This is a genomic window from Streptomyces sp. RK9 (assembly GCF_045070545.1).
Taxonomy (GTDB): Bacteria; Actinomycetota; Actinomycetes; order Streptomycetales; family Streptomycetaceae; genus Streptomyces; species Streptomyces alboflavus.
Window position 1 is genome coordinate 1,014,464 of sequence record NZ_CP173704.1, and the last position, 18,422, is coordinate 1,032,885.

Genomic DNA, 18,422 nt, shown 5'->3' on the forward strand with positions numbered 1-18,422 from the left:
ATCGCCCCGCTTCATGCATGAGGGGCGCTGTGTTTCACGTGAAACACAGCGCCCCTTCGCATGCTCACCTCTACTGCTCCTGCGCAGCCCACCACTCCTTGAGCGCCGCCACTGCCGCGTCCCGCTCCATCGGCCCGTTCTCCAGGCGCAGCTCCAGCAGGAACTTGTACGCCTGGCCGACGGCAGGGCCGGGGCGGACGGCCAGGATCTCCATGATCTCGTTGCCGTCGAGATCGGGGCGGATCGAGTCCAGCTCCTCCTGCTCCTGGAGGCGGGCGATGCGCTCCTCCAGGCCGTCGTAGGCGCGGGACAGGTTGTTGGCCTTGCGCTTGTTGCGGGTGGTGCAGTCGGAGCGGGTCAGCTTGTGCAGGCGGGTCAGAAGCGGGCCCGCGTCGCGGACGTAGCGCCGGACCGCGGAGTCCGTCCACTCGCCCTCGCCGTAGCCGTGGAAGCGCAGGTGCAGCTCCACGAGCCGCGAGACGTCCTTGATGAGCTCATTCGAGTACTTCAGGGCGGTCATGCGCTTCTTGGTCATCTTCGCCCCGACCACCTCGTGGTGGTGGAACGAGACCCGTCCGTCCGACTCGAAGCGACGCGTCCTCGGCTTGCCGATGTCGTGCAGCAGCGCGGCGAGCCGGAGCGTCAGGTCCGGGCCCTCGGTCTCCAGAGCCATCGCCTGCTCGAGGACGATCAGCGTGTGGTCGTAGACGTCCTTGTGCCGGTGGTGCTCGTCGCGCTCCAGGCGCAGAGCGGGCAGCTCAGGCAGAACGTGGTCGGCGAGGCCGGTGTCCACGAGGAGGGCGAGGCCCTTGGCCGGGTGCGCGGACAGGACCAGCTTGTTCAGCTCGTCCCGGACCCGCTCGGCGGAGACGATCTCGATGCGCCCGGCCATCGCCTTCATCGCCGCGACGACCTCGGGGGCCACCTCGAAGTCGAGCTGCGCGGCGAAGCGCGCGGCCCGCATCATCCGCAGCGGGTCGTCCGAGAAGGACTCCTCAGGGGTGCCGGGGGTGCGCAGGACGCGCTCGGCCAGGTCACCGAGGCCGCCGTGCGGGTCGACGAAGGTCTTCTCCGGGAGCGCCACGGCCATCGCGTTCACGGTGAAGTCACGGCGGACGAGGTCCTGCTCGATGGAGTCGCCGTACGACACCTCGGGCTTGCGCGAGGTCCGGTCGTACGCCTCCGATCGATATGTCGTCACTTCGACCTGGAAGCGCTGCTCGGCGCCGTCCACGCGGGCGTCCTTCTGGCAGCCGACCGTCCCGAAGGCGATCCCGACCTCCCAGACCGCGTCGGCCCACGGACGGACGATCTTCAGTACGTCCTCGGGGCGGGCGTCCGTCGTGAAGTCCAGGTCGTTGCCGAGCCGGCCCAGGAGCGCGTCCCGGACCGAGCCGCCCACCAGGGCGAGCGAGAACCCGGCCTCCTGGAAACGGCGGGCGAGGTCGTCCGCGACGGGGGAGACGCGCAGCAGCTCGCTCACGGCGCGGTCCTGCGCCTGGCTCAGGGCACGGGGATTGTCTTCGTTGGCGTTCGGCACAACAGAAAAGGGTACGTGCCCCGGGCGCCGGGGGCCGCCCGGATTTCCACGGGCCGCGTCAGTGCCGCACACGGCGCTCACCACCGGGCTTGTGGGCGCCGCCGCCAGGTCTTCCGATCTTGTGGAGCAGTCCGCGGCACTTAGCCCCGGCGCACCTCGTTACCATGCGTGGACGCAGCGAACGACAACCACCGACACAGCTGACGACGACGAGGGACGGGCAACGCGTGGCCGAGGCGGCAGATTTCCCGGGGACCAGCCCCTCACCTGCCCGCCGGTGGTTCCGGCGGACAGCGACACTGCTGGCCGGGGCACCACTGCTGGCCGGGCTGCTCCAGGTGCCCGTGAGCCCCTCCGCGCATGCCGCCGGTACCGGAGCGACGACGGGCACGGCGACCGCGACCGGGTCGGTGGGCACGTCGCATGCCGCAGGCGCCCACACCGGCGCCGTGAACGCGCGCACGGCCCCCACGGGCGCGAAGGCCGCTCCCACCGGCTCCCGCACCGTCGATGTGTCCCTGGACACCCTCACGCCCAGCGCGCCGCGCGACGGCGACACCGTCGTCGTCTCGGGCAAGGTCACCAACGAGGGACGTCAGGCGATCACCGACGCCCATGTGGGCCTCCGCGTGGGCAGCGCCCTGGGCGGCCGCACGGACATCGACAGCGCCGCGAAGCGGACCAGCTACCAGCCCGGGCTCGACGGCTCCGAGGTCGGCGGAAAGTACGTGGAGAAGTTCTCCCGGCTAGCCCCGGGTGTCCCGTACGACTTCAGCATCTCCGTGCCCGTGAGCGCCCTGCACCTCAGCATGGACGGCGTGTACCAGCTCGGCGTGACGCTGACCGGCCAGACCGCCGCGCAGCCCTACCCGCAGGTGCTCGGCATCGAGCGGACCTTCCTGCCGTGGCAGGACGGGGCGGCCGACACGAAGACCAAGACGACGTACCTGTGGCCGCTCATCTCCACCACGCACCTCACGTCGAGGACGCGCTCCGACGAGGAGCAGACGCCGCTCTTCAAGGACGAGAGCCTCGCCAAGGAGCTCCAGACGGGCGGGCGGCTGCAGCAGCTCCTGACGCTCGGCAGCCAGCTCGACGTCGCCTGGGTGATCGACCCTGACCTGCTGGTCTCCGTCGACGCGATGACGACGAGCTACGACGTCGAGGGGCCGGACGGCTCGACCGTCGCGGGCAAGCACCAGGCAGTCGCGAAGCAGTGGCTCAACCAGCTCCACAAGGCCGTGAAGGGCAAGAAGGTCGTCGCGCTGCCCTTCGCCGACCCCGACCTCGCCTCGCTCGCCCACAACGGCAGGGCCGTCAAGGGCTCGCTCGGCCACCTCAAGGAGGCCACCGAGGTCGGCGCCCAGGCCGTGGAGGACATCCTCAACGTCAAGCCCAGCTCGGACTTCGCGTGGCCCGCCGAGGGCGCGGTCGACCCGTCGGTCGTGGACGTCGCCACATCGGCGGGCGCCCACTCGGTGATCGCCCGCAGCGACAGCCTGCGCGAGACGGGCGGGCTGCCGTACACCCCCAACGCCGCGCGGCCCATCGGCGGCGGGACGACCGCCGTGGTCGCCGACGCGCGCCTCTCGACCGCCTTCCGCGGCGACATGACGGGAGCCGAGGACTCCACCCTCGCCACCCAGGAATTCCTGGCCCAAAGCCTCATGATCACGCTGCAGGATCCGGACAAGCAGCGCAGCATCGTGGTCGCCCCCCAGCGCATGCCCTCGGCCAGCCAGGCCCAGACCATGGCGCGGGCGCTGGCCGCCCTCGACGACAAGCGCTGGTCGCAGCCGCAGTCCCTGACGGCGGCGGCGAAGGCCGAGCCGGACCCGAACGCCACCACCCAGGTCCCCTCCACCGGGTCCTACCCGTCGTCGCTGCGCAAGCAGGAGCTGCCCCGCTCGGCGTTCGAGGAGGTCCAGAACACCCAGGGCAAGCTCGACCGCTTCAAGCAGATCCTCTCCGAGCCGGACCGCGTGATCACCCCCTTCGGGCGGGCGATGGACCGCGAGATGTCCACGTCGTGGCGCGGCCGCCCGACCGACGCCCAGAACTTCCGCAAGGGCGTTCAGGGCTATCTGACGAGCCTCATCCAGCAGGTCAAGCTGATCAACAAGTCCGACGTGAAGCTGTCGGGCCGCAGCGCGACCATCCCGGTCACGGTGCAGAACAACCTCGTGCAAGGCGTCGACCACCTCGTCCTGCGCCTGACGTCGACCAACCCCACCCGTCTGAAGGTCGGCGACGGGCTCTACGAGGAGCAGCCCGTCCGGATCACGGGCGGCGGCCACACCCAGTCCGTGAAGTTCACCACCACGGCCAACGCCAACGGCCCGGTCACGGTCTACGCCCAGCTCTACACCGAGGACAACGAGCCCTACGGCGAGCCCGTCCGCTTCGACGTCAACGTCACCGAGTTCACCGCGACGGTGATGCTGGTCATCGGCGGCGGCGTCCTGCTCCTCGTCCTCGCCGGGTTCCGCATGTACACCCAGCGCAAGCGCGCGGCGCGGCGGCAGGCCGAGGCGGGCCCGGACGGCGGCCCCGACGGCGATTCCGACGCCACCCCCGACACCTCTCCCGGCACCGACCCCGGATCGGCCGATCCCGAGCAGCCGAGTGACCCGACACCGGACACCGCTGCCGAAAGCACCGAGCCTTCGCACACGGGTGAGAGAGTGGACCGTTGAGCGATGTCGTGGCCGGTGGGCCCGCGGACCATGAGGTGGGGTAAACCATGAACGCGCCGTACGACGGTGAGCGCGGCCAGGGCGCGGGCAGCTCCGGTGCGGCCGGGGACCCGCCTCCCGGCCCCCACGAGGACGGTCAGGTGCCGCCGCAGCACGCGCCGGACGCCTACCTCCAGGACGCGTACGCCCAGGACCCCTACCGGGCCCAGGACCTCTCGGCCCAGGACCCGGTGGCCGAGGCGCTCTACGACCGCGCCGCCCACCCCCCGCCGCCGCCCGGCAGCTACCCCGACCCGCAGCAGCTCTACGCCCAGCCGCCGTCGGCGCAGTACCAGCCGGACCCCCGCGTCTGGGCCCAGACCCCGCCGCCGGAGCCGGACGGCACCACCCGTCACCTCCCCTACGGCGACGACCCGCGCACCACGCAGTACGTGGGCGTGGACGACCTCGTCACCCAGGCGGGCGAGGAGCGGCACCAGCCGGACGCCTTCGCTCACCTCTTCCGGGACCAGCAGGGCAGCGGTCACCGCGACCCGCGGGCGGGCTACGGCGACCCCCAGGCCGCCGACCCGCGCGCCCAGCAGGGCTACGAGGGCCAGCAGAACGCCCCGTACCAGGGACAGCAGGGCGGGGGATACCAGGGCCAGCACCCTGGCTATCAGGACCCGCAGGCGGGCGGCTACCAGGCACAGCCCGGCGCCGGGTACCAAGGGCAGCCCGCCGGCTACCAGGACCAGCAGGGCGCCGCCTATCCCTACCAGCAGCAGCCCGGCCAGGCCGCCTACCCGGACCAGCAGCAGCCCGGCGCCGGGTACGGCCACCAGCAGGGCGCCGGCTACGCGGACCAGCAGCACGGCACGCCGTACGCGTACCCGCAGAGCGACGCCGCGTACAACGACCAGCAGGGCGCCCAGTACGCCCAGCAGGCCGCCCCGTACGCCAATCAGCAGGCCGGTGGCTACTACCAGGACCCGAACCAGTACCCGGATCCCGGCCAGTACCAGGACCCGAACCAGGGCGGCTACTACCAGCAGCCGCAGCACGGCGGCCAGCGCCCGCCCGCGGGCCAGGAGGAACCGTCGGCCCCGGCCGTCCCGGCACCCGCCAAGGCGCCCTCGCAGGCCCCCGCGGCGCCCGCGGGGAAGTCCGGCGGCCGCGCGTCCAGTCTCCTCAAGTCCAGCGCCGTGATGGCCGCGGGCACGATGGTGTCCCGCCTCACCGGCTTCGTCCGCTCGGCGATGATCGTCTCGGCGCTCGGCATCGGCCTGCTCGGCGACACCTTCCAGGTCGCCTACCAGCTGCCGACGATGATCTACATCCTCACTGTCGGCGGCGGCCTCAACTCGGTCTTCGTGCCGCAGCTCGTGCGCGCCCAGAAGAACGACGCGGACGGCGGCCAGGCGTACGCCAACCGGCTCCTGACGCTCGTCATGGTGGCGCTCGGCGCGCTCACGGTGCTCGGCTGGATCGCGGCGCCGCTCCTGGTCCACCTGCTCTCCACTCCGGTGGCCAGCGACCCGGCGGCCAACGAGGTGGCCATCACCTTCGTCCGCTACTTCCTGCCGTCGATCTTCTTCATGGGCATCCACGTCGTGATGGGGCAGATCCTCAACGCCCGCGGGAAGTTCGGCGCGATGATGTGGACCCCGGTCCTCAACAACATCGTCATCATCGCGACGCTCGGCATGTTCCTCTGGGTGTACGGCACTTCCGAGAAGTCGGGCATGCGGGTCACGTCGATCCCCGACGACGGTGTGCAGCTGCTCGGTGTCGGCGTCCTGCTCGGCCTCGTCGTCCAGTCGCTCGCGATGTTCCCCTACCTGCGCGAGACCGGCTTCAAGCTGCGCCTTCGCTTCGACTGGAAGGGCCAGGGGCTCGGCAAGGCCGCCATGCTCGCCAAGTGGACGATGCTCTTCGTCCTCGCCAACCAGGCGGGCGCGATCGTCGTGACCCAGCTGGGCACCGCGGCGGTCAAGCACTCCGGCATGGACGGCACCGGCTTCTCCGCCTACGCCAACGCCCAGCTCATCTGGGGACTCCCGCAGGCCATCATCACGGTCTCCCTGATGGCCGCCCTGCTGCCGAGGCTCTCGCGCTCGGCGCACGAGGGCGACACCGGGGCCGTGCGCGACGACATCTCGCAGGGCCTGCGCACCTCGGCCGTCGCGATCGTGCCGATCGCCTTCAGCTTCCTCGCACTCGGCATCCCGATGTGCACGCTCATCTTCGGCTCGTCCGGCGTCAACGGCGCCACTCGCATGGGCTACATGCTGATGGCCTTCGGCCTCGGCCTGATCCCGTACTCCGTGCAGTACGTCGTCCTGCGCGCCTTCTACGCGTACGAGGACACCCGCACCCCCTTCTACAACACGGTCATCGTGGCCGCCTTCAACGCCGCCGCCTCCGGCATCTGCTACCTGGTGCTGCCCGCCCGCTGGGCCGTGGCGGGCATGGCGCTCTCCTACGGCGCCGCGTACGCGATCGGTGTGGGCGTCGCCTGGCAGCGGCTGCGCAAGCGCCTGGGCGGCGATCTGGACGGGGCGAACGTGATCCGGACGTACGCCCGGCTCGCGCTGGCCTCCGTGCCGGGTGCGATTCTCGGCGCCGGGGCCGGGTACGCGATCACGAAGGCGCTCGGGCAGGGGGTCATCGGCTCGCTGGCCGCGCTGATCGTCGGTCTGGCGGTGCTCTTCGGGGTCTTCTTCGTGGCCGCGCGCCGCATGCGGATCCAGGAGCTGAACTCGCTGGTCGGTATGGTGCGCGGGCGACTGGGACGCTGATGTGAAGGAGTCCGCACAACCATCGTCGGCCACCGCGTGTCGTGCATAGCGCCGGACTGTGGGCACAATTGGCTTTGGCGTCTGACGAAGCGCAACGGATGGGGAGGCAGGAACGACGGTGGCGGAACGGAGCACGGCTGCCGTCGACGTGGCAGACAACAGCGGCGACGAGCCGCTGACCGCGCAGGCGGAGCAGTCCACGGCCGACGGGGTGGCCCAGACCCGGGAGCGGGACACGGCGGACGACGGAACAGCCAAGACGAACGAATCCACCAGCCCGCCCGGGGTGACAACTCCCCCGGAACTGCACAGCGGTCACAAACTCGCCAGACGCTATCGCCTCGAAGAGTGCGTCACCCGTCTGGACGGTTTCAGCAGTTGGCGCGCGGTCGACGAGAAACTGCGCCGGGCCGTGGGTGTGCACCTGCTGCCCGCCGACCATCCCCGGGCCCGCTCGGTGCTCGCCGCGGCCCGTTCAGCGGCGCTGCTCGGCGACCCCCGCTTCGTGCAGGTCCTGGACGCGGTCGAGGAGAACGACCTCGTCTACGTCGTGCACGAGTGGCTGCCCGACGCCACGGAACTGACCGCGCTGCTCGCGGCAGGTCCCCTCGAGGCGCACGACGCCTACCAACTCGTCAGCCAGGTCACCCAGGCGATGGCCGCAGCGCACCGCGAGGGCCTCGCGCATCTGCGGCTGACCCCGAGCGCCGTGCTGCGCACCTCCTCGGGCCAGTACCGCATCCGTGGCCTCGCCGTGAACGCCGCGCTGCGCGGCATCAGCACCGAGACCCCGCAGCGCGCGGACACCGAAGCCATCGGCGCCCTGCTGTACGCCGCGCTGACCCAGCGCTGGCCCTACGACAGCGACGCCTACGGCCTGTCCGGCCTGCCCAAGGGCGTCGGCCTGCTCCCGCCGGACCAGGTCCGCGCAGGGGTGCACCGCGGCCTGTCCGAGCTCGCCATGCGCGCCCTCGCCAACGACGGCGCGACCGCGTCCCGCCAGGAGCCCGCGTGCCCCACGCCGGACGACCTGGTGAAGGCCATCGCCGAGCTGCCCCGCATCCGGCCCCCGGAGCCGGCCTTCACCGCCCCTCCGGAGTACCAGCGCACGACGTACCAGCAGGGCAACTACGGCCGGGGCGCCCCACCTCCCGGCACCACGCAGGTCGTCCCGGCCCCGCCTCCCCCGCTGCAGAGCCGCACCGGCAAGGCCCTCAAGTGGGCCGTCTCCGCGCTGCTCATCGCCGCGCTGGGCCTGGGCAGTTGGCAGCTCGCGGACGCGCTGATGGACCAGAACAAGAACGGCGACTCCAACACGACGAAGACGACGGACGGCGACGACAAGAAGCAGCCGAAGCCGCCCAAGCCGATCGCGATCCAGAACGCACAGGAGTCGCCGATCGGCGGCAAGCTGCAGGACCCCGAGAACGTCTCCAAGACGTACGACGGCGACGCCTCCACGCTCTGGCGCACCAAGTCGTACGTCGACGGCCCTCGGCTGGCCCCGTACCGCGCGGGCGTCGGCATCGTGTACGACCTCGGCTCCGCGAAGAACGTCACGGCGGCGTCGCTCGGCCTCAAGTACCCGGGCACCAAGACGACGGCGACGCTGTACGCGGCCGACTCACTGTCACCGACCGGGCCGGTCGACTCGATGAAGAAGATCGGCGACGGCACCACCACGAACACGAGTCTGACGATCAAGGCCGACACGCCGGTGAAGACGCAGTACGTGCTTCTCTGGATGACGCACGTGCCGCAGTCCGGTGCGGACGGCTACTACAGCGCGGGCTTCAAGCAGGGCATCACGGACGTGAAGTTCAAGGGCTGACCGGGCCGGCGGACGCTGAGGGGCGAGGGGAGGGGTTCCACGGTGGACAGCACCGAGCTCGGTGAGCTGGGCGACCAAGAGCTCCTTGCGCGCCACGTCGACGGCGACAAGGACGCCTTCGGCGAGATCGTCCGCCGCCACCGCGACCGGCTGTGGGCCGTGGCGCTGCGCACCCTGGGGGACCGCGAGGAGGCCGCGGACGCCGTCCAGGACGCCCTCGTCTCCGCCTACCGCGCCGCGCACACCTTCCGCGGGCAGTCCGCCGTGACGACCTGGCTGCACCGCATCACCGTGAACGCCTGCCTCGACCGCGCGCGCAAGGCCGCATCCCGGAAGACCTCTCCCGTCGACGACGCCGAGCGCCTGGACCAGCTCCTCGAACCGCACGAGTCGGCCGCGGCGCCCGTCGAGCGCGGCGACCTGCACCGGGAGCTCCTGGAGGCGCTGGGCACCCTGCCGCCCGATCAGCGCGCCTGCCTCGTGCTGGTGGACATGCAGGGCTATCCCGTGGCCGAGGCGGCCCGGGTGCTCGACGTCCCGACCGGCACGGTGAAGAGCCGCTGCGCGCGTGGCAGAGCCCGGCTCCTGCCTCTCCTCACGCATCTACGGACCGAGGCACCGTCCCGACGTGAGGACGACACGGGCGGAGGCAAGGACTCCCCCAGAAAGAACGCCCCGGGACGGAACCGGACCGAGGGGACAACCGTCCCACCGGCAGCGGAACCTCAGGACGCGGGGCCCCCTTCGGAAGCGGGACCCGGTGACTCAGCGGCAGTGAAGGGCGGAGGTGGGCGAGCGTGACCACGACGACAGACTCAGCTGAGCACCCGGACGTCGCCGAGATCTCCGACCTCACCGAAGGCCTGCTCTCCCCGTCGCGCACCCTGGATGTGCGTCAGCACCTGGACGGCTGTCCGCTCTGCGCCGACGTCTACGCGTCCCTCGAAGAGATCCGCGGCATGCTCGGCTCGCTGCCCGGGCCACCCCGCATGCCCACCGACGTCGCAGAGCGCATCGACGCGGCCCTGGCGGCGGAGGCACTGCTCGACGCTACGGCCACGACGACTGTCGCCGAAGTCGAGAGGGTGGGTCTCGACGGCTCCGACCGCGAGAGCGACGCCGCCACCACCTCCGGCCGTGAAACCGCCGCCGACCCCGTCGCGCATGTTTCACGTGAAACATCGCCCCCGGACGCGCCCAAGCGAACCGCCGGAACCGGCACCGGCGCCCTGCCGACTTCGACCTCGAGCAGCTCCTCAGCCCATGGCCCCGCCGGACACCCGCGTGCGGCCACCGGCCCGGGTCGCAGCGCACGCCTGCGGGGCCGCCGACGCCGTACGACGATGCTCGGAGCCGTCTTCACCGCTGCCGCCCTCGGCCTGGGGGCCCTGCTGATCCAGCCGTGGAGCGATGACTCGACGGAGTCGCCCACCGCCTCCTCGACGGGCAAGGACACCTTCTCGAAGAGCAAGCTCGAGGCTCAGGTCTCCGACCTCCTCTCCGAGGAGCAGAAGATCTCAGGCGCGGACACGGGAGGCAAGAAGCCCTCCTTCGACACCCGGTCCAGCCCCGAGGGAACCCCGCGGAAGGGCTCCACGCTGCGCGAGGAATACGTCGAGGTGCCCGCCTGCATCGAGAAGGGCCTCGGCGGACGTACGCCGCTGGCCGCCAGCAAGGGCACGTACGAGGGAACGAACGCCTATCTCGTCGTCGTGCCGCACGACACCGACGGAGCGAAGGTCTCCGCCTTCGTCGTGGACGCCGCCTGCGTGAGCGCGTCCGCGTCGGCCGACGCCACGGGTAAGGTCCTGCTCACGGAGTCCTACGCCCGCCCCTGAGGCCGTGCACCCCCCTGCTGACCCACCTTCCGGCCCCGGCGCCGGGCTCCCTTGCCATGCCTCGGCACGCGCTCCTTCCGTGTGCTCGGACACGTGGGGAATGCTCGCCCCGTAGGATCCGTTGGGTGGGGTGAGAGTCCTGAGACAGGCCCCCGGCAGTACGCAGTAGTCCCCAGAGACGAGGAATCAAGCCGTGACCGACGTCCGTAACGTGATCATCATCGGCTCCGGGCCCGCCGGCTACACGGCGGCGCTCTACACCGCGCGCGCCTCTCTGAAGCCCCTGGTGTTCGAAGGTGCCGTCACCGCGGGCGGTGCGCTGATGAACACCACCGATGTGGAGAACTTCCCGGGCTTCCGGGACGGCATCATGGGCCCCGACCTCATGGACAACATGCGGGCCCAGGCCGAGCGCTTCGGTGCCGAGCTCGTCCCTGACGACGTGGTCGCCGTCGACCTGTCGGGTGAGATCAAGACGGTCACGGACACCGCGGGCACGGTCCACCGCGCGAAGAGCGTCATTGTCACGACCGGCTCGCAGCACCGCAAGCTGGGCCTGCCCCGGGAGGACGCTCTCTCCGGACGTGGCGTCTCCTGGTGCGCGACCTGCGACGGGTTCTTCTTCAAGGACCAGGACATCGCGGTGATCGGTGGTGGCGACACGGCGATGGAGGAGGCCACCTTCCTCTCCCGGTTCGCCAAGTCCGTGACCGTGGTCCACCGCCGCGACACCCTCCGTGCCTCCAAGGCCATGCAGGAGCGCGCCTTCGCGGACCCGAAGATCAAGTTCATCTGGGACAGCGAGATCGCCGAGATCCACGGCGACCAGAAGCTCTCCGGCCTCACCCTGCGCAACCTCAAGACGGGCGAGACCTCGGAGCTCCCGGTGACGGGTCTGTTCATCGCGATCGGCCACGACCCGCGCACCGAGCTCTTCAAGGGCCAGCTGGACCTGGACGACGAGGGCTACCTGAAGGTCGACGCGCCGTCGACCCGGACGAACCTCTCCGGCGTCTTCGGTGCCGGTGACGTCGTCGACCACACGTACCGCCAGGCGATCACGGCGGCGGGCACCGGCTGCTCCGCCGCTCTCGACGCCGAGCGCTTCCTCGCTGCCGCTGTGGACAGCGAGAACGCTGCCGCCGCGACTGTCTGACCCCACTCACCCCGCCTGCTTCACCGCAGCACCAAGTTAGGAGCCCCCCGTGGCCGGAACCCTGAAGCACGTCACTGACGCCTCCTTCGAGGAGGACGTGCTCAAGAGCAGCAAGCCCGTACTGGTCGACTTCTGGGCCGAGTGGTGCGGCCCGTGCCGCCAGATCGCGCCGTCCCTCGAGGCGATTGCCGCCGAGCACGGCGACAAGATCGAGATCGTCAAGCTCAACATCGACCAGAACCCCGCGACGGCCGCCAAGTACGGCGTCATGTCGATCCCGACCCTGAACGTCTACCAGGGTGGCGAGGTCGCCAAGACCATCGTCGGCGCCAAGCCGAAGGCCGCCCTCGTGCGCGACCTGGAAGACTTCATCGCCGAGTAGTCGACGCCTCCCGCGATGGCGGCAGGCGATGTTTCACGTGAAACACGAATGGGCCAACCCCACGGGGTTGGCCCATTCGTTTGGCTACAGCGGCCGCAACACCGGTTCCTTCTGGACCGCTCCGAGGAGGCGGTCGATGGCCAGCTCGACGTCTTCCTTCCACGACAGCGTCGTCCGCAGCTCCAGACGCAGCCGGGGATAGGAGGGGTGCGGGCGGACCGTCTTGAAGCCCACGGCCAGCAGATGGTCCGCGGGCAGCACACAGGCCGGCTTCTCCCAGCGGGCGTCACCGAACGCCTCGATGGCCTTGAACCCCCGGCGCAGCAGATCCTTCGCGACGGTCTGCACGATCACGCGACCGAGCCCCTGCCCCTGATAGCCCGGCATGATCCAGGCGGTCATCAGCTGCACGGCGTCCGGCGAGACAGGGCTCGTGGGGAATGCCGTGGAGCGCGGCACATACGCGGGCGGTGCGTAGAGCACGAAGCCCACGGGCACGTCGTCGACGTAGACCACTCGGCCGCAGGATCCCCACTCCAGCAGGACGGCGGAGATCCACGCCTCCTTCTCCAGCTCCGGCGTCCCGGCCTTTACCGCGGCCTGGCCGCTGACCGGGTCCAGCTCCCAGAAGACACACGTGCGACAACGCTTGGGAAGGTCCGGAAGGTTGTCCAGCGTGAGCGGTACGAGCCGTCGCCCCATGAAGGCGGTTCCTCACTTCCTTCGCTCGCGGCGCCACGAGCGGCTGTCAGTGCGCTCCGTTCCCGGAGCAGGCTGCCGACGAAACCACCGACCGCTCCGAGCCCGAGCCCGGCGGTCATCAGTCCTGTGCGGCTCACCGATCGCATGGCCCCTGCCTCCCCTAAGAGGTGCCGTCAGGTGGATGCGCCGTACCCGATCGCATCGTATCCACGATGCGATTGCGCCGAAACCGTAAGAAAGGAAAGAGCAGGCCGTGTTCCGGCACACACCGGACACGACCTGCTCCCACAGGGTTCAGGGCACTTCGCCCTACGGCCTCCTGGGCCTCAGTCCTGCTCGTCCTCCGAGGCCTTCTCGGCCTCAGCCTCGGCCTCGGCGAGCCCGTTCCTCAGCACCGGGCCCTCCTCCGGGGCCAGCGTGGCGAGGATGCGCTCCAGGTCCTCCAGGGAGGCGAAGTCGACGACGATCTTGCCCTTCTTCTGGCCCAGGTCGACGCGCACCCGGGTGTCGAACCGGTCGGAGAGGCGCGTGGCCAGACCGGTCAGGGCGGGGGAGACGATCGTGCCGGCGCGAGGGCCCTTCGCCTTGGGCTTGCTCTGCGGCCGCGACCCCATCAGGGTCACGATCTCCTCCACGGCACGCACCGAGAGCCCCTCGGCCACGATGCGGTGGGCAAGCCTGTCCTGCTCCTCCGGATCCTCCACGGCCAGCAGGGCCCGCGCGTGGCCCGCGGAGAGAACGCCGGCGGCGACCCGGCGCTGCACCGTCGCCGAGAGCTTGAGGAGCCGCAGCGTGTTGGAGACCTGCGGACGCGAACGCCCGATGCGGTCGGCCAACTGGTCGTGCGTGCAGTTGAAGTCCTTGAGCAGCTGGTCGTAGGCCGCGGCCTCTTCCAGCGGGTTCAGCTGGGCGCGGTGCAGGTTCTCCAGGAGTGCGTCCAGGAGGAGCTTGTCGTCCTCCGTCGCCCGGACGATCGCCGGGATGCGCTCCAGGCCCGCCTCACGGCAGGCCCGCCAGCGCCGCTCGCCCATGATGAGCTCATAGCGCGCAGGCCCCAACTGCCGTACGACGACGGGCTGGAGAAGGCCGACCTCCTTGATGGAGGTCACCAGCTCGGCGAGGGCGTCCTCGTCGAACACCTCACGCGGCTGCCGCGGGTTGGGCTTGATGGAGTCGAGGGGAAGCTCCGCGAAATGTGCTCCGGCCGGGCGCAGCGGCTCCTCGGCCACAGCACCGTTCGTGGGCTCGTCCGTTTCTTGGGAAACGGGGTGCTGGGGAAGCGAAGCCACCTTCGCGGCAGCCACACCTCGCTCAGCGGTGAGCACCGGCACAGCCGAGGGCGAGGTGGAACCCCCACCTGCGGCCGGGGCCGCCGACTTCTCCGTAGGAGCCGCAGGGATCAGAGCGCCGAGGCCACGGCCCAGCCCTCTCCGTCGCTCGCTCACTGCATCCCCTCCGTCATGTTCTGCTGTTCGTTCTGGTTGCCCGCGTGGGCATGCTGTACGTCGTAGCGCACGCCGACTCCGCGCAGGGCGATCTCGCGTGCCGCCTCGAAGTACGACAGGGCACCGCTGGAGCCCGGATCATAGGTCAGCACGGTCTGGCCGTAGCTGGGTGCCTCGGAGATGCGCACGGAGCGCGGGATGCTCGTGCGCAGCACCTCGTCGCCGAAGTGATTGCGCACCTCGTCCGCCACCTGCGACGCCAGCCGGGTCCGGCCGTCGTACATGGTGAGCAGGATGGTCGACACATGCAGGAGCGGGTTGAGGTGTCCACGCACCAGGTCGACGTTGCGCAGGAGCTGTCCCAGACCCTCCAGTGCGTAGTACTCGCACTGGATCGGGATGAGTACCTCCGCGCCGGCCACCAGAGCGTTGACCGTCAATAGCCCCAGTGACGGCGGGCAGTCGATGAGGATGTAGTCCAACGGCTGCTCGTAGGCCTGGATGGCCCGCTGCAGTCGGCTCTCCCGTGCCACCAGGGACACCAGCTCGATCTCCGCACCCGCGAGATCGATGGTCGCCGGGGCGCAGAAGAGGCCTTCGACGTCGGGGACGGGCTGGACGATTTCGGAGAGAGGCTTGCTCTCGACCAACACGTCGTAGATGGAGGGGACTTCGGCGTGGTGGTCGACACCGAGAGCCGTGGACGCATTGCCCTGCGGATCGAGGTCGATCACCAGAACGCGCGCGCCGTGCAGCGCGAGCGAAGCGGCAAGGTTGACGGTTGTCGTCGTCTTGCCTACCCCGCCCTTCTGGTTGGCGACCACCATGACTCGGGTCTGATCCGGTCGCGGCAGGCCCTCACCTGCACGGCCCAGGGCTTCCACCGCCAGCTGGGCGGCACGACCAATGGGGGTGTCGTCCATCGGGCTCGGTGTTTCACGTGAAACATCCTCCCCCGCCGACTCGGTACGGGGACCGGGGACCGGATCGGTCATCGGTCCCGCGATGTTGGCGTCGGACCGCAAGGATTCACTCTCCTCGACTTCAGGCTCGCAATGAACAGAGCCTCCCATGCTTTCGGGGTCGTGAACCAGCGAGGCCCGGTCTTCTGTGGACGAATCCCCCTCTGTGGACAACTCCGTGCCCTTGTCGAGGGAACCAAGCGGCCGACGTTCGCGGGGTTCCGCAGCGCGGCCGCGGCTGATGATGCCATGCAGCAGTGAGCGACGTTTCACGTGAAACACGATGCACGGCGACCGGGGTGCCGCTGGTGCGACACCCCGGTATGCGTACGTTTGACAGCTTTTGTGGAGTACGGCTCGTCGTCAGGACGGATCAGCGACGACGCTGCGGCGCCGACCTTGTCGCCTCTCAGCGACGACGCCGCGTCCGCCCCACCCGTGCGGCCTTGGCCCGCTTGGCCGCGAAGCGCACACCGCCGGGGCTCTCCCCGACCTCGACCCGCACCACAGTCGACAGCGGATCCACCACACCCTCACCCACCTGCACGACGGAGACGGACTCAGCGCCGAGCTTGCTGAGGGCGGCGCCCGCCGCCTTGACCTCTTCCTCGGCGGTGTCGCCCTTGAGGGCCAGCATCTCGCCGTAGGGACGCAGCAACGGCACGCCCCAGCCCGCGAGCCGGTCCAGCGGGGCCACGGCCCGCGCCGTCACCACATGGACGGGCGGCAGCTTGCCGAGGACTTCCTCGGCGCGGCCCCGGACGACCGTCACATGGTCGAGCCCGAGCAGCTCGACGACCTCGGTCAGGAAGTTCGTGCGCCGCAGCAGCGGCTCGAGCAGCGTGATCTTCAGGTCCTCCCGGACCAGGGCGAGCGGGATGCCGGGCAGCCCGGCGCCGGAGCCCACATCGCACACCGTCACGCCCTCGGGGACCACTTCGGACAGCACCGCGCAGTTCAGCAGGTGCCGCTCCCACAGCCGGGGCACCTCGCGAGGGCCGATCAGGCCGCGCTGCACTCCCGTCTCGGCCAGCAGCTCCGCATAGCGGACCGCGTCCTGGAACCGCTCACCGAAAACTGTCCGTGCCTGCTCCGGCGCCGGGGGGAGCTCCGCTGCCTCCGTCACGGGGACCGTCCTTCCGTACCGCACTGGGTTCGCTGACTATCAGGCTGACAAAGACCGGCCCCGTCTGCGGACAGACGGGGCCGGGGGAAACGCGTGTGATCAGGCGGGGAGGACCACGACGAAGCGCTGGGGCTCCTCGCCCTCGGACTCGCTGCGCAGGCCGGCGGCCTTGACCGCATCATGCACGACCTTGCGCTCGAAGGGCGTCATCGGCTTGAGCTTCACCGGCTCGCCGGAGCTCTTCGCGTCGGCCGCGGCGTTGGCGCCGAGCTCGGACAGTTCCTCACGCTTCTTCGCGCGGTAGCCCGCGATGTCCAGCATGAGGCGGCTGCGGTCGCCGGTCTCACGGTGCACCGCGAGGCGGGTCAGCTCCTGGAGCGCCTCCAGGACCTCGCCGTCGCGGCCGACCAGCTTCTGCAGATCGCGGCTGCCGGCGTCGCTGATGATCGACACGGCGGCGCGGTCGGCCTCGACGTCCATGTCGATGTCGCCGTCGAGGTCGGCGATGTCCAGCAGACCCTCGAGGTAGTCCGCCGCGATCTCCCCCTCCTGCTCAAGGCGGGTCATGGTGTCGCCTGCCTCAGCAGCGGCGGAGGTGGTGGTGCCTTCCGTCACGGGATGGACTCCTTCTACTTCTTGGACGGGTGCTTGGGCCGCTGCTGGCCCTTGCGCTGCCCGGACTTGGCTTTGCTGCGGGTGCCCTGGCCGGGCTGCTGACCGCCGGAGGCTCCGGGCTTGCCCTTGTTCCCCGCGTCCTTGGCCGCGGCGTCCTTGGGCTCACCGGACTTGTCCGCGTCCTTGGCGGAACCGTCGTCGGACTTGGTCAGCGAAGGCTTGGCTCCGGGCTCCGCGTCCGCCTTCGCGGCTCCGGCGGTCGGTCCGGCCTGGCGCTTGGCCTTGCTCTGGCGCTTGGGCTGCTGCCGCTTGGGCGCGCCACCGGCGGCCGGGGTGCCGTCCTCGGTGGTGGTGACGGTGTCGCTGACCATCACGGTGCCGTCCGCCTGGGCTGCGAGACCCGCCTTGTTCAGGCCGTTGATGAACTTGCGCTCGTACTCGTTGCGGTCGCGGCCCTTGGCCACGATGGCCTTGATGGCGCGGGACTGGCCACGGCTGCGCGTCTTCTTGGCCTCGGTGACGTGCTTCTGCAGGCGCTCCAGGTAGGCCGCCTGGGCCTTGGAGCCCGGGGTCGGGTTCTGGCGGATCACGTACATCTGCTGGCCCATGGTCCACACGTTGGTGGTCAGCCAGTAGACGAGGACACCGACCGGGAAGTTGATGCCGAAGACGGCGAACATGATGGGGAAGACGTACATCAGCATCTTCTGCTGCTGCATGAACGGCGTCTTCACCGTCGTGTCCACGTTCTTCGTCATCAGCTGGCGCTGGGTGAAGAACTGCGACGCCGACATCAGGATGATCATGAGCGCGGTCACGACGCGCACGTCGGTCAGCGAGGCGCCGAGGGAGGCGACCTTGTCGGCGCTGTCCGTGAACTTCACCGCGAGCGGGGCACCGAAGATGTGGGCGTCACGAGCGCTGTCGAGCAGCTGCTGGTCGATGACGCCGACCTTCTTGTTCGACGCGATGCCGTTGAGCACGTGGTACAGCGCGAAGAAGAACGGGGACTGCGCCAGGATAGGAAGGCACGAGGAGAGCGGGTTGGTGCCCGACTCCTTGTACAGCTTCATCATCTCTTCGGACTGACGCTGCTTGTCGCTCTTGTAGCGTTCCTGGATCTTCTTCATCTCGGGCTGCAGCGTCTGCATGGCCCGGGTCGCCTTGATCTGCTTCACGAAGAGCGGGATCAGGCAGATGCGGATCAGGATCACCAGAGACACGATCGACAGGCCCCAGGCCCAGCCCGTATCAGGGCCGAAGATCGCACCGTACAGCTTGTGGAACTGCACGATGACCCAGGAGACGGGTGTCGTGATGAAGCTGAAGAAACCGGCAATCGTGTCCAC

14 protein-coding genes are annotated in these 18,422 nt (G+C 70.0%); 7 read left to right on the forward strand and 7 right to left on the reverse strand.

The window, feature by feature from the left end:
• Window positions 1-70 precede the first annotated feature (70 nt).
• Window positions 71-1,540 (reverse strand): CCA tRNA nucleotidyltransferase, encoded by a 1,470-nt coding sequence (locus AB6L24_RS24670; RefSeq protein WP_051810652.1) that lies wholly within the window; start codon window positions 1,538-1,540, stop codon window positions 71-73.
• 227 nt (window positions 1,541-1,767) lie between these two features.
• On the opposite strand from AB6L24_RS24670, the gene AB6L24_RS24675 reads away from it, so the two are divergent.
• The 7 genes from AB6L24_RS24675 (at window position 1,768) to trxA (ending at window position 12,223) form a co-directional block, all read left to right on the forward strand.
• The gene (locus AB6L24_RS24675; protein ID WP_405658527.1) at window positions 1,768-4,236 is read left to right on the forward strand and encodes a DUF6049 family protein; all 2,469 of its coding nucleotides are present in this window, start codon (window positions 1,768-1,770) and stop codon (window positions 4,234-4,236) included.
• Window positions 4,237-4,283: 47 nt separating this feature from the next.
• On the forward strand, window positions 4,284-7,016 hold the full coding sequence (gene murJ, locus AB6L24_RS24680; protein WP_405658529.1) for a murein biosynthesis integral membrane protein MurJ: 2,733 nt from the start codon (window positions 4,284-4,286) through the stop codon (window positions 7,014-7,016).
• A 118-nt stretch (window positions 7,017-7,134) separates the two neighbouring features.
• A complete protein-coding gene (locus AB6L24_RS24685; RefSeq protein ID WP_405658531.1) occupies window positions 7,135-8,847 on the forward strand; it encodes a protein kinase family protein in 1,713 nt (570 codons plus the stop codon).
• Window positions 8,848-8,889: 42 nt separating this feature from the next.
• Window positions 8,890-9,648 carry an RNA polymerase sigma factor SigM gene (gene sigM / locus AB6L24_RS24690; RefSeq protein WP_405658533.1) on the forward strand — a complete coding sequence of 253 codons (759 nt, stop codon included), beginning with the start codon at window positions 8,890-8,892 and terminating at the stop codon, window positions 9,646-9,648.
• The gene (locus AB6L24_RS24695) at window positions 9,645-10,685 is read left to right on the forward strand and encodes an anti-sigma factor family protein (protein ID WP_405658535.1); all 1,041 of its coding nucleotides are present in this window, start codon (window positions 9,645-9,647) and stop codon (window positions 10,683-10,685) included. Before sigM ends, AB6L24_RS24695 begins: the two co-directional genes overlap by 4 nt.
• Before the next feature lie 193 nt (window positions 10,686-10,878).
• Window positions 10,879-11,841 (forward strand): thioredoxin-disulfide reductase, encoded by a 963-nt coding sequence (trxB, locus tag AB6L24_RS24700; RefSeq protein WP_030357770.1) that lies wholly within the window; start codon window positions 10,879-10,881, stop codon window positions 11,839-11,841.
• A 49-nt stretch (window positions 11,842-11,890) separates the two neighbouring features.
• A complete protein-coding gene (gene trxA / locus AB6L24_RS24705; RefSeq protein WP_030357769.1) occupies window positions 11,891-12,223 on the forward strand; it encodes a thioredoxin in 333 nt (110 codons plus the stop codon).
• Window positions 12,224-12,307: 84 nt separating this feature from the next.
• Here the strand turns inward: trxA and AB6L24_RS24710 are convergent, their stop codons facing one another.
• The 6 genes from AB6L24_RS24710 to yidC form a co-directional block, all read right to left on the reverse strand.
• A complete protein-coding gene (locus AB6L24_RS24710; RefSeq protein ID WP_030357768.1) occupies window positions 12,308-12,925 on the reverse strand; it encodes a GNAT family N-acetyltransferase in 618 nt (205 codons plus the stop codon).
• A gap of 326 nt (window positions 12,926-13,251) precedes the next feature.
• Window positions 13,252-14,370 carry a ParB/RepB/Spo0J family partition protein gene (locus tag AB6L24_RS24715; protein WP_405658540.1) on the reverse strand — a complete coding sequence of 373 codons (1,119 nt, stop codon included), beginning with the start codon at window positions 14,368-14,370 and terminating at the stop codon, window positions 13,252-13,254.
• Window positions 14,367-15,443 (reverse strand): ParA family protein, encoded by a 1,077-nt coding sequence (locus tag AB6L24_RS24720; RefSeq protein ID WP_078619016.1) that lies wholly within the window; start codon window positions 15,441-15,443, stop codon window positions 14,367-14,369. Before AB6L24_RS24720 ends, AB6L24_RS24715 begins: the two co-directional genes overlap by 4 nt.
• A gap of 298 nt (window positions 15,444-15,741) precedes the next feature.
• Window positions 15,742-16,458, reverse strand: coding sequence for a 16S rRNA (guanine(527)-N(7))-methyltransferase RsmG (gene rsmG / locus AB6L24_RS24725; protein WP_030357765.1), 717 nt, complete (start codon window positions 16,456-16,458; stop codon window positions 15,742-15,744).
• Between the two features lie 99 nt (window positions 16,459-16,557).
• Window positions 16,558-17,073, reverse strand: a complete 516-nt coding sequence (locus tag AB6L24_RS24730) for a R3H domain-containing nucleic acid-binding protein (protein WP_030357764.1) — start codon at window positions 17,071-17,073, stop codon at window positions 16,558-16,560.
• 14 nt (window positions 17,074-17,087) lie between these two features.
• The gene (gene yidC / locus AB6L24_RS24735; protein ID WP_405658543.1) at window positions 17,088-18,422 is read right to left on the reverse strand and encodes a membrane protein insertase YidC; all 1,335 of its coding nucleotides are present in this window, start codon (window positions 18,420-18,422) and stop codon (window positions 17,088-17,090) included.

Excerpts from the sequence above, each read along its gene's own strand:
- murJ (WP_405658529.1), top strand. The coding sequence starts at position 4,284 with ATGAACGCGCCGTACGACGGTGAGCGCGGCCAGGGCGCGGGCAGCTCC.
- AB6L24_RS24710 (WP_030357768.1), bottom strand. The coding sequence starts at position 12,925 with ATGGGGCGACGGCTCGTACCGCTCACGCTGGACAACCTTCCGGACCTT.
- AB6L24_RS24720 (WP_078619016.1), bottom strand. The coding sequence starts at position 15,443 with ATGGGAGGCTCTGTTCATTGCGAGCCTGAAGTCGAGGAGAGTGAATCC.